Genomic DNA, 13,979 nt, shown 5'->3' on the forward strand with positions numbered 1-13,979 from the left:
GCCCGGAGGGGCGTCCAGTGGACGGCCCTCAGCGCCGAACGGGACGAACGCGAGTTCGTCCCCGGCCCGTAGGGAGGCGCGCCCGGAGGGGCGTCCAGTGGACGGCCCTCAGCGCCGAACGGGACGAACGCGAGTTCGTCCCCGGCCCGTAGGGAGGTGCGCCCGGCGGGGCGTCCACGCGCAAGTCCTCGATCCCACTCCGCCCGTTCCGGCCGAGATCCGCGTCGCAGCGGTCGAGCAGGTTGCCCGCATTGTCGTCGCGTGGAATCGGGTCGGCGGAGATCCCGGTCGTGTCGCGGTCGTCCTCGTGGTCGCGGATGCGGTCGTGGCCGTCGCATGTCTCGATGACGAGGATGTCGGCGCCGCCTCCCGGTCACGGGAACGGCCGTGGCCACCGTTCCGGGGAACTGGCATGGCGGCGAAAAGGCCGGTATAGCGCCCCCGAACAGAAGGGCAGGAAACAGAATGGCCGACGATTTCGAGCTCGACACCGACGACATGAAGCGGCGCATGGACGGCGCGATGAACAGCCTGCGCACGGAGTTCGCCTCCTTGCGGACCGGCCGGGCCTCGGCTTCGATGCTGGAGCCCGTGATGGTCGACGCCTATGGCAGCCCGACCCCGATCAACCAGGTCGGCACCGTGAACGTGCCCGAGCCGCGGATGGTGACGATCAACGTCTGGGACAAGAGCCTCGTGGGCAAGGTTGAGAAGGCGATCCGCGAGAGCGGGCTGGGCATCAACCCGCAGCTCAACGGCACGATCATCATGCTGCCGATTCCCGAGCTCAACGAGGAGCGGCGGCGCGACCTGACCAAGGTGGCCGGCCAATATGCCGAGCACGCGCGCGTCAGCATCCGCAACATCCGCCGCGACGGGATGGACAAGATCAAGCGGGCCGACGGGCTGGCCGAGGACGAGGCCAAGATGTGGGAAGGCGAGGTTCAGGAGATAACCGACACCTATATCAAGAAGATCGACCGCGCGCTGGAGGAGAAACAGGCCGAGATCATGCAGGTTTGACGCCCGAACCGCCCGAAGGGCGGCGGGAAGTCCTGCGGACTGCGCGGGGCGGCAAAGGGCGGAGCCCCGGATGCGCCCGGGAAGCCCGGAGACGGCAAGAAACCCGGACGGGCGGTCGCGTCGGGGACGACGACAATCGGCGGACCGGGTGCGGCAGAGAGACAAGCGTGGAGACCAACCGAGTGTCGCATGGCGCCGCCGCGACGAGGCGGGAGGGGCAGGGTCCGTTCTGCGCGTTCTTCGGCCGATCCGGGCGCAGGGATTCCGCTTCGGGGCGATCCCGCGTAACACTTCGGAAACAATTTCCGCGGTAGCCCCGGACGCGGACGATCCTCGTTCGGGACATTGCGCGCCACGCGTGCTAGACCGACCGGACCCCCGCCGATCAGACGGCAAGGAGAGACCCGACACATGGTCAGTTCGACGCAGACCGTCGGCAGGACGCCGGCCGCCCCGTTATTCGACGGCGGCCCCCGTCACGTCGCGATCATCATGGACGGCAACGGCCGCTGGGCGCAGCGCCGGGGCCGGCCGCGCCTGCTCGGCCACCGCGCGGGCGCGCGGCGGGTACGGGAGATCGTGGCGGCCTGTCCGGATCTGGGCGTCGAATACGTCACCGTCTTCGCCTTCTCGACCGAGAACTGGAAGCGCACGCAGGACGAGGTGTCGGGCCTGATGTCGCTGTTCCGCCGCTACATCCAGACGGAGGCCCATTCGCTCCTGCAGCAGGGCACGCGCGTCCGCTTCATCGGCGACCGTCTGCAGCTCGACGCGAAGCTGCGGGGGCTGATGGACATGATCGAGGCGCTGACGGCGCACAACACGCGGGTGAACCTGACGGTCGCGCTCAATTACGGCGGCCGGGACGAGGTGGCGCGGGCGACCAAGCGGCTTGCCCGCGACGTGGCCTCCGGGCGGCTCGACCCCGAAAGCATCACGGCCGAGACGCTGCCGCGCTATCTCGACACGCATGTGCTGCCCGACCCCGACCTCGTGATCCGCACGAGCGGCGAGGCGCGGATCTCCAATTTCCTGCTCTGGCAGTCGGCCTATGCGGAATACGAGTTCGTCGACACGCTCTGGCCGGATTTCACGCGCGAGTGTTTCGAGACGATCCTCGCCCGGTTCGGCACGCGGGAGCGGCGCTTCGGAGGTGTTCTCGCGTGAGCGATCGCGACCCCGCGACGCAGGACCCGGAGGAGGAGCCGCCGCTCTTCGACTTCGCCATGGAGCCGCCGCTCGAGCCCCGGCTCGCCGGACGGTTCCAGGATCTGGTGCCGCGTCTGGCGACGGCGGGGTTCCTTTTCGTCATCGGCGGGGCGGCCATCTGGATCGGCGGGCTGATCTTCGTGGTGCTGATCGCGGTCTGCGTCGGGCTGATGCTGTGGGAGCTTGCGACGATGCTTCGGTGCGGGCCCAAGCGCGCCAAGCTGATGGCGGGCGTGGGCGGCGGCGCGCTGTTTCTCGCGAACCTCGTGCCGGTGGGCTTCGGGCTGCCGCTTCTGATGCTGGTGCCGATGGCGGGGATCGCGTTCCTGCACAATCACCGCCGCATCATGGTCGCCTTTTCGGCGGCGATCGTGCTGTCGGGCCTGTCGCTGACGCAGCTTCTCACGACGTTCGGCCTGCCCTGGATGCTGTGGCTGATCTCGGTCGTGGTGGTGTCCGACGTGGCGGGCTACTTCGCGGGCCGGATGCTGGGCGGGCCGAAGTTCTGGCCCAAGGTCAGCCCGAAGAAGACGTGGTCGGGGACCATCGCGGGCTGGATCGGGGCGGCGCTGGTCGGCGTGATCTGGCTCGTCTGGCAGGATTCGGGCTACGAGGTGATCGGCATTTCCGTCGCGCTCGCGATGATGGCGCAGATGGGCGACATCGCGGAATCCGCGGTGAAGCGGAAGATGGGCGTCAAGGATAGCTCGCAGCTCCTGCCCGGACACGGGGGCCTTTTCGACCGGTTCGACGCGATGCTGGGCGCGGCGCTGATGCTTCTGGTGATCGACGCGCTTTCCGAATTCCCGCCGGTGCCCGGCGTCGGATGACGGTGACCGGGGGGGGAGGACGGCGCCGGATCTCGGTCTTCGGGGCCACGGGCAGCATCGGGCAGAGCACGCTCGACCTGATCGCGCGCGCGCCGCAGGCATACGACGTGGTCGCCCTGACCGGCGGGGCGAATGTCGAACGGCTGGCCGTCGACGCGATCCGTCTGCACGCGGAGGTGGCGGTCACCGCGCACGAGAATCGCCTGCCGGAACTGCGCGCGCGCCTGTCGGGCAGCGGCGTCGCGGCGACGGCGGGCGCGACCGCGCTTCTGGAGGCGGCGGACCGTCCGGCGGACTGGATCATGTCGGCCATCGTCGGTGCGGCGGGCCTGCCGCCAGGGCTGCGCGCGCTGCGTCATGGAACGGTGCTGGCGCTCGCCAACAAGGAAAGCCTCGTCTGCGCCGGGCCGATCCTGATGGCCGAGGCCGCGCGGCACGGCGCCACGATCCTGCCGGTGGACAGCGAGCATTCCGCCGTGTTCCAGGCCCTGCGCGGCGAGGATATCGCCACGGTCGAGAAGGTCGTCATTACCGCTTCGGGCGGGGGGCTGCGCGACTGGCCGCTGGCGCGGCTGCCCCACGCCACGCCGGCGGAAGCCGGGGCGCATCCGAACTGGGAGATGGGGCAGCGGATCACGATCGATTCCGCGTCCATGTTCAACAAGGCGATGGAGCTGATCGAGACGCACGAGTTCTTCGGCCTGGCTCCCGAGCGGATCGAGGCGATCGTCCATCCCCAGAGCCTCGTCCACGCGCTGGTGCAGTTCAACGACGGGGCGATGATGGCGCATCTGGGCGCGCCCGACATGCGCCACGCCATCGGTCACGCGCTCAACTGGCCGGACCGGCGCGAGGTGCCGGTCGCGCGGCTCGACCTCGCCGCGGTCGCGCGGCTCGATTTCGCGGCCCCCGACCCCGCCCGCTATCCGGCGCTCGCGCTGGCGGAACGGGTCATGGCCACGGGCGGCCTTGCCGGGGCCGCGTTCAACGCCGCGAAGGAGGCGGCGCTCGACCTGTTCATCGCGGGCGCGCTGTCGTTCACGGAGATGGCGCCGCTGGTGGAACGGGTGCTCGACCGGATGGAGGCCGAGGGTTGCCTTGAAGCCCGGGCGGCGACGCTCGATATGGTGATGGAGGCCGACCGGCTCGCCCGCGACCGCGCGGCGGAGCTGGCAGGCTCGACCGGAACGCCCAGACGCGCAGGACAGATGCCATGATCGCCTCCTTCCTTCCCGAATTCGGCGGCGCGATCTGGACGGTGCTGGCCTTCGTCGTGGCGCTGTCGGTGATCGTGGCAATCCACGAATACGGCCATTACATCGTCGGCCGCTGGTGCGGCATCAAGGCGGACGTGTTTTCCGTGGGCTTCGGTCCGGTGATCTGGTCGAAGATGGACCGGCACGGGACGCAGTGGCAGGTCGCGGCCCTGCCTTTGGGCGGCTACGTCAAGTTCCGGGGCGACTCGGACGCTGCGTCGATGGGCTCGGACGTGGAGATGCTGTCGCTTTCCGCCGAGGAGCGGGCGCAGACCATGACCGGCGCGGCCTTGTGGCGGCGGGCGGCCACCGTGGCGGCGGGGCCGGTCTTCAACTTCGTCCTGTCGATCCTGATTTTCGCGGGCTTCGTCCTCGTGCTCGGCCGCGCGGTGGATCGGCCCGTCGTGGGCGAGCTCGTGGCGCTGCCGCCGGGGGTGGAGACGCTGGCGCCGGGCGACGAGGTGCTGGCCATCGGCGACGTCCCGATCGAGGCGATCGGCGATCTGGCGGGGGCGGGCGCGACGGCGCCGGACGGCGCGACGCTGCCCTACGACGTGCGCCGCGACGGGGCGCGGATCGAGGTGGAGGCCGCCCCGCCGATGCCCGCCCGCGCGGCACAGGTCCAGCCGCGCTCGGCCGCCTGGGATGTGGGCATTCGCACCGGCGACGTGATCGTCGCGGTGGACGGCACGCCAGTCCATTCGTTCCAGGGATTGCAGGAAGCGACCCGCGCGGCGGACGGCGCCCCGATAACCGTGGATGTCTGGCGGCCGGGCGAAGCCGGCGGCGAGACGCTGCGTTTCACCGTCACCCCGCGCAGCATGGCGATCCCGCTCGCGGATGGCGGGTTCGAGACGCGCTACCTGATCGGCATCAGCGGCGGGCTGTTCTTCGAGCCGGTGACCGAGCGGGCCGGGCCGCTGGAGGCGCTGGCCTACGGCGTTGGCCAGACCTGGTACATCCTGTCCTCCTCGATCTCGGCGCTCGGGCACATCGTCACCGGGCAGATCAGCACCTGCAACCTGTCGGGACCCATCGGCATCGCCGAGACCTCCGGCGCGGCGGCGAGCCAGGGCTTCGAGACCTTCGTGTGGTTCATCGCCGGGCTTTCGGCCGCGGTGGGAATGCTCAATCTCTTTCCGATCCCCGTCCTGGACGGCGGGCATCTGGTGTTCCACGCCTACGAGGCGGTGCGCGGGCGGCCGCCCTCGGACGGGGCGGTGCGCGTGCTGATGACGGCGGGGATCGCCATGATGGGCATGTTGATGGTCTTCGCGCTCTGGAACGACATCTTCTGCTAGGCCCCGCGATCGCCGGGGGGGCCGCAAGGAGGCTGCGAAGTCCTGCGATCCCGCCCGCACGATGCGCGGAGGGAACGGAATGGAACGGATGCGGAGCGGGTGTCCGGCGATGACGGCCCTTCTCGGCGTGGTGGGCGATCGCGCCCTCGTGGGCGCCGCGATCCCGCGGACGGCCTGCCTCGCCGCCCGGGTCCGGTTGGGCTGACCCGAAGGCCACAGCGCGTTCCCCCGGAGGCCCGCCAGCTTTGACATGATCGGGGATGGCCAGTAGGACCGTCGGTAATAATACCGAGATCGGGGCAGACGGACATGAGCGGACGGGGCAGGGCCTTCAAGGGGGCCGGTCGGGAGGCTGCGACGCGTTCGCGGCGCGGTGGCATTCGACTGACGGTGTCCGCAATGGTCGCCGCCGTGGTCCTGTCCGGTGAGGTCCTTGCGCAAACCTATACGTTCAACAGCTTCGACGTGCAGGGCAACACCCGCATCGAGGCCGCGTCGATCCTGTCCAGTCTCGGTGTCACGCCGGGGCAGCCGATCAGCGCGGGCGCGCTCAACGCGGGCTATCAGCGGCTGCAGGCCTCGGGCCTGTTCCGGTCGGTCGATCTGATGCCCGAGGGCAATCGCCTGGTGGTGATGGTGCAGGAGTTCCCCACCATCAACCGCGTTTCTATCGAGGGCAACGCGCGCATCCCCGACGACGCGCTCCTGTCCGTGATCGGAAGCCAGGAGCGGCGCGTCTACAACCCCGCGCTGGCCGAACAGGACGCCGCCGCCATCACCGAGGCCTATACGCAGGGCGGGCGGATTGCGGCGACGGTGCAGCCCCGGATCATCGAGCGCAGCGAGAACCGCGTCGATCTCGTCTTCGAGGTGGCCGAGGGCCGGGTTTCGGAAATCGAGCGGATCAGCTTCGTCGGCAACCGCGATTTCTCCGGCCGCCGCCTGCGGCGCGTGCTGGAAACGACGCAGGCCGGGTTGTTCCGGTCGATCATCCGGTCCGACACCTTCGTCGCCGAGCGCGTCGCCGTGGACCGGCAGCTTCTGCAGGATTTCTACCTGTCGCGCGGCTATGCCGACGCGGAGATCCTGTCGGCCACGCCGGAGCTTTCGCCCGATCGCGACGCCTACTTCCTGACGTTCCGCATCCGGGAGGGGCAGCAGTTCGGCTTCGGACGCGTTGGCGTCTCCTCCGCTTTGCCCGAGATCGACCTCGCCCAGTACCAGTCCGAGATTCGCGTGGGTCCGGACGACCTGTTCACGCCGCAGGCGATCGACCAGACCGTGCAGCGGCTGGAGCTTCTGGCCACGCAGCAGGGCCGGACCTTTATCCGCGTGCGCCCGCAGTTCAGCCGCAACCCGAGCGACCAGACCATCGACACGACCTTCGTGATCGAGCGCGGCCCCCGCGTCTTCGTCGAGCGCATCGACATCGAGGGCAACGCCACCACGCTCGACCGGGTGATCCGGCGGGAATTCGCCACGGTGGAGGGTGACCCGTTCAACCCGCGCGAGATCCGCGCCGCCGCCGACCGCATCCGCGCGCTCGGCTATTTCGCGCAGGCCGACGTGACGGCGCGCGAGGGATCCACCGACGAGCAGGTCATCGTCGACGTCGACGTGGAGGAGCAGCCGACCGGCGCGCTCGGCTTCGGGGTGAACTATTCCGTCCAGCGGGGCGCGGGCGTGGCGTTCAACTTCTCGGAGTCGAACTTTCTCGGCCGCGGCCAGACGGTGAACTTCGACATCGACACCGCGTCGGACAATTCGAGCTCGCAGCTCAGCTTCACCGAGCCCTTCTTCCTGAACCGCGACCTCGCGCTCAACTTCTCGCTCTTCTACATCCGCAACTCGCAGGACAACCTGACCTTCGACAGCCGCATCGCCGGGTTCCGCACGGGCATCGATTTTCCGTCGGGCGAGTTCAGCCGGCTCGGCCTCTACTACGGCATCAAGCGCGACGAGCTCGACGCGCGGGAGGGCGTCGAGCTTTCGCCGATCCTGCTCGAGGACGAGGGCGAGGCGACCACCTCCTTCGTCGGCTACAGCTGGACCTACAGCACGATCGGGCGCGGCCTCGACCCGACACGCGGCTACCGCCTGCGCTTCGGCCAGGAATTCGCCGGCGTGGGCGGCGACGAGGAATACGTCCAGACGACCTTCGCGGCCACCGCGCAACGCACCGTCCGCAACGAGGAGGTGATCCTGAACGCGACGTTCGAGGGCGGCACGCTCGTCAACCTGCGCGACGGGAACTCCCGCGAGGCGAACCGCTTCTTCAACAACCAGTCCATCATCCGCGGGTTCGAGGCCGGCGGTATCGGGCCGCGCGACCTCAACTTCTCGGACGATGCGCTCGGCGGCAACACCTTCGTCGCCGCGCGGCTCGAGGCGCAGTTCCCCATCGGGCTCATCCCCGAGGAATACGGCGTTGCCGGCGCGACCTTCCTGGATGCCGGGTCCGTCTGGGGGCTCGACGAGGTGTCCGCCTCCGGGCCGATTCCGATCGACGACGACTTCTACCTGAACTCGGCCGTGGGCGTCGGCATCCTGTGGGACACGGCGATCGGACCGCTGCGCTTCAATTTCACCCGCGCGATCCGCAAGCGGGACTACGACCTGGATCAGAACTTCGACCTGACGATCCAGACGCGCTTCTGATGCGGGGCGTGCTGCTCGCCGCGCTGATCGCGGCCGGGCCGGCCGCCGCGCAGGAGGCGCCGCCCGCCGGCCTGCGGCAATCGCCGATCGTCGTGCTCGACCGTGACGCCCTTTATGCCCAGAGCGCGTTCGGCCGCCGCGTCGCCGCCGATATCGAGGCGGCCTCCAACGAGCTTGCGGCGGAGAACCGGCGCCTCGAGGCCGAGCTCGAGACGGAGGAGCGAGCCTTGACCGAGCGCCGTGCGACGATGGACCCCGACGGTTTCCGCGAGCTCGCCGCCGCGTTCGACACCCGCGTGACCGCCATCCGGCAGGCGCAGGACGCCAAGGCCCGCGCCATCGCGCAGCAGACCGAGCGCGCGCAGGCCCTGTTTCTCGAACAGGCCAACCCGATCCTCGTCGAACTCGCGCGCGAGGCCGATGCGCTGGTGATCCTCGACAAGCGGTTCGCCATCGCCTCGGCCGACGAGATCGACATCACGCCGCTCGCGCAGAAGCGCATCGACGCGGCCCTGGGCGACGGCGCGGGCCTGCGTCCGATGGCGCCGCGGCCTCGCCCCGAGACGGGCGAGGCCCCGCCGGCCCCGGCCACGGAGCCCGAACCTGTTGCCCCGCGACCGGACCCCGGCTAGGACCGGCGGCACAAGACGAGGGGGCCCGATGACGACCGAAGCCGATATTCAGCTGATCCAGCGGATCATCCCGCACCGGTATCCGTTTCTTCTGGTCGACAGGGTGCGGGACATCGTGGCGAACACATCCGCCACGGGCATCAAGAACGTCACCGCCAACGAGCCGTATTTTCAGGGTCATTTTCCCGGCACCCCGATCATGCCGGGCGTCGCCATCATCGAGGCGATGGCCCAGACGACGGGCGTCCTCGTGGGGATCAGCAACGACCTGATCGACCGGGAGGCCCTGATCTACTTCATGTCCATCGAGAAGGCCAAGTTCCGTCGCAAGGTCGTCCCCGGAGACGTGCTGGAGATGCAGGTCGAGGTGACGCGGGGCAAGGCCGGCGGCAAGGTCTGGCGCTTCCACGGCACCGCGCGCGTGGCGGGCGAGGTCGCGGCCGAAGCCGAATTCACCGCGATGATCGACCTTGCGAAGGACGCCGCGAAGGCCGGAGCGTGAGCGTCGACCCCGCCGCGCGAGTCCATCCCTCCGCCATCGTCGAGGACGGCGCGACCATCGCCGCCGGTGCGGTCGTCGGGCCGTTCTGCGTCGTCGGCGCGGATGTGACGCTCGGCGCGGATGTCGAGCTGCGCAGCCACGTCGTCGTTTCCGGCTGGACCGACGTGGGGGCCGGCAGCGTGATCTTCCCCTTCGCCTCGATCGGCGAGGTGCCGCAGGATCTGAAGTTCTCCGGGGAGCGCACCCGGCTCGTCATCGGCGCGCGCAACCGCATTCGCGAGCACGTGACGATGAATCCCGGCACGGCGGGCGGCGGCGGCGAGACCGTGGTGGGCGACGACGGGCTCTTCATGGCGGGTTGCCACGTCGCGCATGATTGCCGGATCGGCGACCGCGTCATCGTCGTGAACCAGAGCGCGGTCGCCGGACATTGCGTGGTGGAGGACGACGTGATCATCGGCGGCCTGTCGGGCATCCATCAATGGGTGCGGATCGGGCAGGGCGCGATCATCGGCGCGCTCAGCATGGTGACGAACGACGTTGTGCCCTACGGCCTCGTCGCGGGGCCGCGGGCGGAGCTCGACGGGCTGAACCTCGTCGGACTGAAGCGCCGCGGCGTCGCGCGCGAGGACATCCAGGCGCTGCGCGTCGCGCTCCTCACCCTGAAGCAGGGCGAGGGGACCTTTATCGAGCGTGCCCGCCGCCTCGGGGACGAGACGCAGAGCGACTACGTCCGGCGCATGGTCGCCTTCATCACCGGCGCCTCGGATCGCAGCTTTCTGGTCCCGAAGTGAGCCTCGCCCTGATCGCGGGGGCGGGCCGCCTGCCCGCGACGCTTGCCGCGGCGCTGGAGGGACGGGACTGGTGCGCCTGGCATCTCGAGGGCTTCGCGCCCGACGGCCTCGCCTCCGAGTCGTTCCGCGTCGAGACGCTGGGCAGCCTGATCGAGACGCTCCGCGCCGGGGGCGTGACCGAAATCTGCTTCGCAGGCCGCATCGCCCGGCCGAAGCTCGACCTGGCCGCGCTCGACACGGCGACGGTGCCGCTCGTGCCGCGGATGATGCAGGCGCTCGGGCAGGGGGACGACGCCGCGCTTCGCATCGTGATCGCCTTCTTCGAGGAGGCGGGGATCGAGATCGTCGCACCGCAGGATCTTGCCCCCGGCCTGCTCGACGTGCCGGCGGTCGGCGCGCCGACGGACCGGGACCGCGCCGACATCGCCCGCGCCGTTGCCGTCCATCGCGCGCTCGCCCCCCTCGACGTCGGGCAGGGCTGCGTCGTCGCGGGCGGGCAGGTGCTGGCGGTGGAGGCGATGCCGGGGACGGACTGGATGCTCGAAAGCCTCGCGCGCGTCGAAAGCCGGCCCGGGGGCGGCGTGCTCTACAAGGCGGCCAAGGCCGGGCAGGACCGGCGGATCGACATGGCGACGGTCGGGCCGGACACCGTGACCCGCGCGGCCGCGGCGGGACTCGCGGGGATCGCCGTGGCGGCGGGCGACGTGCTTGTCCTCGACCCGGACGCGCTTCGCATCCGGCTCGCGACGACCGGCCTGTTCCTCGCCCCGGCATGACGCGGCTCTTCCTGATCGCCGGCGAGCCATCGGGCGACCGGCTCGGCGCCGCGCTGATCCGGGGGTTGCGGACGCTCGAGCCGGGGATCGAGCTGCATGGCGTCGGCGGGCCGGAGATGATCGCCGAAGGGTTCGTGAGCCTGTTCCCGATGGAGACGCTTTCGGTAATGGGGCTGGCGGAGGTGCTGCCGCGTCTGCCCGACCTGTTCCGCCGCCGCGACGCCGCGGCGGCCGCCATCGCCGAGCTGCGCCCCGACGCACTGGTCACGATCGACAGCCCGGATTTCTGTCTCCGCGTCGCGGGGAAGGCGCGCGCGGCGCGGCCCGGCCTGGCGACGATCCACTACGTCGCCCCGTCCGTCTGGGCGTGGCGGGCCGGGCGGGCGGCGCGGATGGCGCGCGTCGTCGACCACGTCCTGGCGCTCCTGCCGTTCGAGCCGCCCTTCATGAAGGCCGCCGGCATGAGCTGCGATTTTGTGGGCCATCCCGTCGTGGCGGAGCGTCAGGCGAGCGCCGATGAATGCGCGGCGTTTCGGGGCCGCGCGGGCGGCGAGGTGGCGCTCGTCCTGCCGGGCTCGCGGCGGGGCGAGGTGACCCGGCTGGCGCCGGTCTTCGGTGCGGCACTGGAACGCCTGCCCCGGGACACGCGTGTCGTCGTGCCCACCGTCCCGCACCTGGCGGAGAGTGTTCGCGACCTGATCCGCAGGTGGCCCGGTGACCCGATGCTGGTGACGGAACCAAGCGAGAAGCGTGCGGCCTTCGGCGCGGCGCGCGCGGCGCTCGCGGCCTCCGGCACGGTCAGCCTCGAACTCGCGGCGTCCCGGACCCCGATGGTGATCGCCTACGACATGAACTGGATCAGCCGGCAGATCGTCAGCCGCCTGCTGAAGGTCGATACGGTGACGCTTGTGAACCTGATCGCCGGCCGAACGGTCGTGCCGGAGTTCCTCGGTCCCGCCTGCCGGCCGGGCCCGATCGGCGAGGCCTTCGCGCGCCTCCTGTCCGCACCATCCGAGCGGGAGGCGCAGACGGCGGCGCTGGACGGGGCGATGGCGGCGCTCGGTCGCGGCGGCGAGGCGCCGGGCCTGCGCGCCGCGCGATCCGTGATGGCGCATCTGCGGAAGTGACTTGCGGGGAACGCCCATCGCGTCTATCCCGCCTTTCGGAGCACCCATAGCTCAGCTGGATAGAGCGCTGCCCTCCGAAGGCAGAGGTCTCAGGTTCGAATCCTGATGGGTGCGCCATTCTCCCTCGTGTCGCTATCGCCGGATCCTGTAGCCGGCCCGTTCTCGGGGTGCGTCATGATCGTCTGGGCGTGTCGTGGCGAAGGCTCGACCGTCCCGTCAGGGCTTTGCCGCCCCTCATGCCGGCGGGCCCTATCGGCGAACGTTAACCAATGCCTTGATCTGCGGATGATTTTATTCGTTTCGGTCAATACAAGAGACCTACTCGCCAGCGCCGGACGGAACGGGTCGACCGGACAGGGTGGCACCATTTCGTGCCGGGCAGACACGACCATTTTCAAACGAGGAATTTCCCATGTTGCGTTCCATTCTCTTCGCCACCACCGCATCGCTCGGACTCGCCGGCGCGGCCGACGCCGCGACGCATACCTTCTCGCTGGCCGATGACGGCTCGACGTCGCAAGTCGAGCGCACGTTCACCTACGGCGATCTGAGCCTGACGGTGACAGGCGCGATCTTCGGCTACGACGCCAAGACCGGCAAGGCGGCCTTCACGCCGATCGCGACGCAGAGCCACGACAAGGGCATCGGCATCCAGAACAGCCTTCTGGACAACACCCATCTCGTCGACGGCTCCGGCAAGCAGGAAGCGCTTGTCTTCACCTTCAACAGGGAAGTCCGCCTCGACAATATCTCGTTCAGCTACTGGGACGGCAACGATCACTTCGCCCTCGCGACCGGCGCGAATGTCGACTTCAAGGGCATCTCCGGCTCCGGCTCCAGCTTCTATCACACCGAGGGCTTCTCGAAGGACTACACGAGCGACATCTTCGCGCTCGGCGCGTTCGAGAAGAACGACGAGTACAAGGTGAAGAAGCTCACCGTTTCCTACGACGATACGCCGCCCCCGTCGCCGGTGCCGCTTCCTGCCGCGGCCTGGATGCTCGTCGCCGGGATCGGCGGACTGGCCGCCGCGGCGCGCCGCAAGGGCTGAACCGGCCCGGGTTCCGGAAACGCGAACGGGCGGCTCGATGGGCCGCCCGTGATGCTTCGATATGGCAGACGATTCTCAGATCAAGCGGACCTGCGCCCCGATCGGGGTCAGCGTGTAGAGCTCCGCGACCTTCTCGTTGTAGAGCCCGATGCAGCCCGACGAGGAGCGCCGGCCGATCTTGCGCGTGTCGTGCGTGCCGTGGATCAGGTAGGCCGGCCAGTCGAGATACATCGCATGCGTGCCGAGCGGATTGTCCGACGCCCCGCCTTCGACCCTGATCGGTAGATCGGGATTGCGCTCGCGCATGTTGGCGGTCGGCGTCCAGCTCGGCGCGACGGCCTTGCGAACGATCTTGGAATAGCCGCGCCGCGTAAGCTCGTCCGTCATCGGAACGGAGGTCGGGTAGAGCCGGTAGATCGAGCCGTCGCCGGACCAGAAATGCAGCGCACGGGATGTCGTGTCGGCGATGATCGTGGCGGATCCGAGCGTGTCGAAATGGTCCCGCCAGTCGATCACCCGGAAGCTGGAAGCGTTGCGACGGGTGCTCGTCGGCGCGGTGACGCCGCCGAAATCCTCCGCCATGTACTGCGCCCGCGCGAGGGTCGGCGCAGCGAGTGCGGCCGTGGCGGACAGGATCAGATTGCGACGGGTGGTCATACGTATCGCTCCTTCAATCTCCGCAGAGACGGTAGCAATGCCGGACCGGGAGTTTAAGTTCCGTTGCGATCACGTTTGCGGGGGCATGGCTTTTGTGCCGCAAGGTGCCGGTCGGTGTCTCACGGCCGGGTGCCGTGTACCCCGTGAGCGACGCAGACACGGC

General features: G+C 69.6%; 13 protein-coding genes and 1 tRNA gene. 13 read left to right on the plus strand and 1 reads right to left on the minus strand.

Translation table 11 applies throughout. The features are described 5' to 3' along the window. Positions 1 to 465: 465 nt before the first annotated feature. From frr to Q1B08_RS03735, 13 genes are all read left to right on the plus strand, one after another. On the plus strand, positions 466 to 1,023 hold the full coding sequence (gene frr, locus Q1B08_RS03675) for a ribosome recycling factor (RefSeq protein WP_299814955.1): 558 nt from the start codon (positions 466 to 468) through the stop codon (positions 1,021 to 1,023). Between the two features lie 411 nt (positions 1,024 to 1,434). Then, the gene (gene uppS / locus Q1B08_RS03680) at positions 1,435 to 2,190 is read left to right on the plus strand and encodes a polyprenyl diphosphate synthase (protein ID WP_299814956.1); all 756 of its coding nucleotides are present in this window, start codon (positions 1,435 to 1,437) and stop codon (positions 2,188 to 2,190) included. Next, complete coding sequence (locus Q1B08_RS03685) at positions 2,187 to 3,062, plus strand: phosphatidate cytidylyltransferase (RefSeq protein WP_299814957.1); 876 nt, start codon at positions 2,187 to 2,189, stop codon at positions 3,060 to 3,062. The genes uppS and Q1B08_RS03685 overlap by 4 nt, the downstream gene beginning before the upstream one ends. A 2-nt stretch (positions 3,063 to 3,064) precedes the next feature. Continuing rightward, on the plus strand, positions 3,065 to 4,279 hold the full coding sequence (dxr, locus tag Q1B08_RS03690; RefSeq protein WP_299814958.1) for a 1-deoxy-D-xylulose-5-phosphate reductoisomerase: 1,215 nt from the start codon (positions 3,065 to 3,067) through the stop codon (positions 4,277 to 4,279). Beyond that, positions 4,276 to 5,619 carry an RIP metalloprotease RseP gene (rseP, locus tag Q1B08_RS03695; RefSeq protein ID WP_299814959.1) on the plus strand — a complete coding sequence of 448 codons (1,344 nt, stop codon included), beginning with the start codon at positions 4,276 to 4,278 and terminating at the stop codon, positions 5,617 to 5,619. Before dxr ends, rseP begins: the two co-directional genes overlap by 4 nt. A gap of 309 nt (positions 5,620 to 5,928) precedes the next feature. Further along, complete coding sequence (bamA, locus tag Q1B08_RS03700; RefSeq protein WP_299814960.1) at positions 5,929 to 8,277, plus strand: outer membrane protein assembly factor BamA; 2,349 nt, start codon at positions 5,929 to 5,931, stop codon at positions 8,275 to 8,277. Then, on the plus strand, positions 8,277 to 8,909 hold the full coding sequence (locus Q1B08_RS03705; protein ID WP_299814962.1) for an OmpH family outer membrane protein: 633 nt from the start codon (positions 8,277 to 8,279) through the stop codon (positions 8,907 to 8,909). Before bamA ends, Q1B08_RS03705 begins: the two co-directional genes overlap by 1 nt. 28 nt (positions 8,910 to 8,937) lie before the next feature. Then, positions 8,938 to 9,411 (plus strand): 3-hydroxyacyl-ACP dehydratase FabZ, encoded by a 474-nt coding sequence (gene fabZ / locus Q1B08_RS03710; RefSeq protein ID WP_299814964.1) that lies wholly within the window; start codon positions 8,938 to 8,940, stop codon positions 9,409 to 9,411. Beyond that, positions 9,408 to 10,205, plus strand: coding sequence for an acyl-ACP--UDP-N-acetylglucosamine O-acyltransferase (gene lpxA, locus Q1B08_RS03715; protein WP_299814966.1), 798 nt, complete (start codon positions 9,408 to 9,410; stop codon positions 10,203 to 10,205). Before fabZ ends, lpxA begins: the two co-directional genes overlap by 4 nt. Then, complete coding sequence (gene lpxI, locus Q1B08_RS03720) at positions 10,202 to 10,981, plus strand: UDP-2,3-diacylglucosamine diphosphatase LpxI (protein WP_299814968.1); 780 nt, start codon at positions 10,202 to 10,204, stop codon at positions 10,979 to 10,981. The genes lpxA and lpxI overlap by 4 nt, the downstream gene beginning before the upstream one ends. Beyond that, complete coding sequence (gene lpxB, locus Q1B08_RS03725) at positions 10,978 to 12,108, plus strand: lipid-A-disaccharide synthase (RefSeq protein ID WP_299814970.1); 1,131 nt, start codon at positions 10,978 to 10,980, stop codon at positions 12,106 to 12,108. The genes lpxI and lpxB overlap by 4 nt, the downstream gene beginning before the upstream one ends. Before the next feature lie 40 nt (positions 12,109 to 12,148). After that, positions 12,149 to 12,225, plus strand: a tRNA-Arg gene (locus Q1B08_RS03730). Between the two features lie 295 nt (positions 12,226 to 12,520). After that, a complete protein-coding gene (locus Q1B08_RS03735; RefSeq protein WP_299814972.1) occupies positions 12,521 to 13,159 on the plus strand; it encodes a VPLPA-CTERM sorting domain-containing protein in 639 nt (212 codons plus the stop codon). A gap of 75 nt (positions 13,160 to 13,234) precedes the next feature. Here Q1B08_RS03735 and Q1B08_RS03740 read toward each other — a convergent pair whose 3' ends face one another. After that, positions 13,235 to 13,816, minus strand: a complete 582-nt coding sequence (locus tag Q1B08_RS03740; protein WP_299814974.1) for a L,D-transpeptidase — start codon at positions 13,814 to 13,816, stop codon at positions 13,235 to 13,237. Positions 13,817 to 13,979: the final 163 nt, after the last annotated feature.

Origin of the sequence: uncultured Jannaschia sp., from assembly GCF_947494025.1 — a bacterium.
GTDB lineage: Bacteria > Pseudomonadota > Alphaproteobacteria > Rhodobacterales > Rhodobacteraceae > Jannaschia.

What these genes read in the sequence shown, in the direction of transcription:
- frr (WP_299814955.1), top strand. Translation starts at nt 466, where the DNA reads ATGGCCGACGATTTCGAGCTCGACACCGACGACATGAAGCGGCGCATG.
- uppS (WP_299814956.1), top strand. Translation starts at nt 1,435, where the DNA reads ATGGTCAGTTCGACGCAGACCGTCGGCAGGACGCCGGCCGCCCCGTTA.
- rseP (WP_299814959.1), top strand. Translation starts at nt 4,276, where the DNA reads ATGATCGCCTCCTTCCTTCCCGAATTCGGCGGCGCGATCTGGACGGTG.
- bamA (WP_299814960.1), top strand. Translation starts at nt 5,929, where the DNA reads ATGAGCGGACGGGGCAGGGCCTTCAAGGGGGCCGGTCGGGAGGCTGCG.
- Q1B08_RS03705 (WP_299814962.1), top strand. Translation starts at nt 8,277, where the DNA reads ATGCGGGGCGTGCTGCTCGCCGCGCTGATCGCGGCCGGGCCGGCCGCC.
- fabZ (WP_299814964.1), top strand. Translation starts at nt 8,938, where the DNA reads ATGACGACCGAAGCCGATATTCAGCTGATCCAGCGGATCATCCCGCAC.
- lpxB (WP_299814970.1), top strand. Translation starts at nt 10,978, where the DNA reads ATGACGCGGCTCTTCCTGATCGCCGGCGAGCCATCGGGCGACCGGCTC.
- Q1B08_RS03735 (WP_299814972.1), top strand. Translation starts at nt 12,521, where the DNA reads ATGTTGCGTTCCATTCTCTTCGCCACCACCGCATCGCTCGGACTCGCC.
- Q1B08_RS03740 (WP_299814974.1), bottom strand. Translation starts at nt 13,816, where the DNA reads ATGACCACCCGTCGCAATCTGATCCTGTCCGCCACGGCCGCACTCGCT.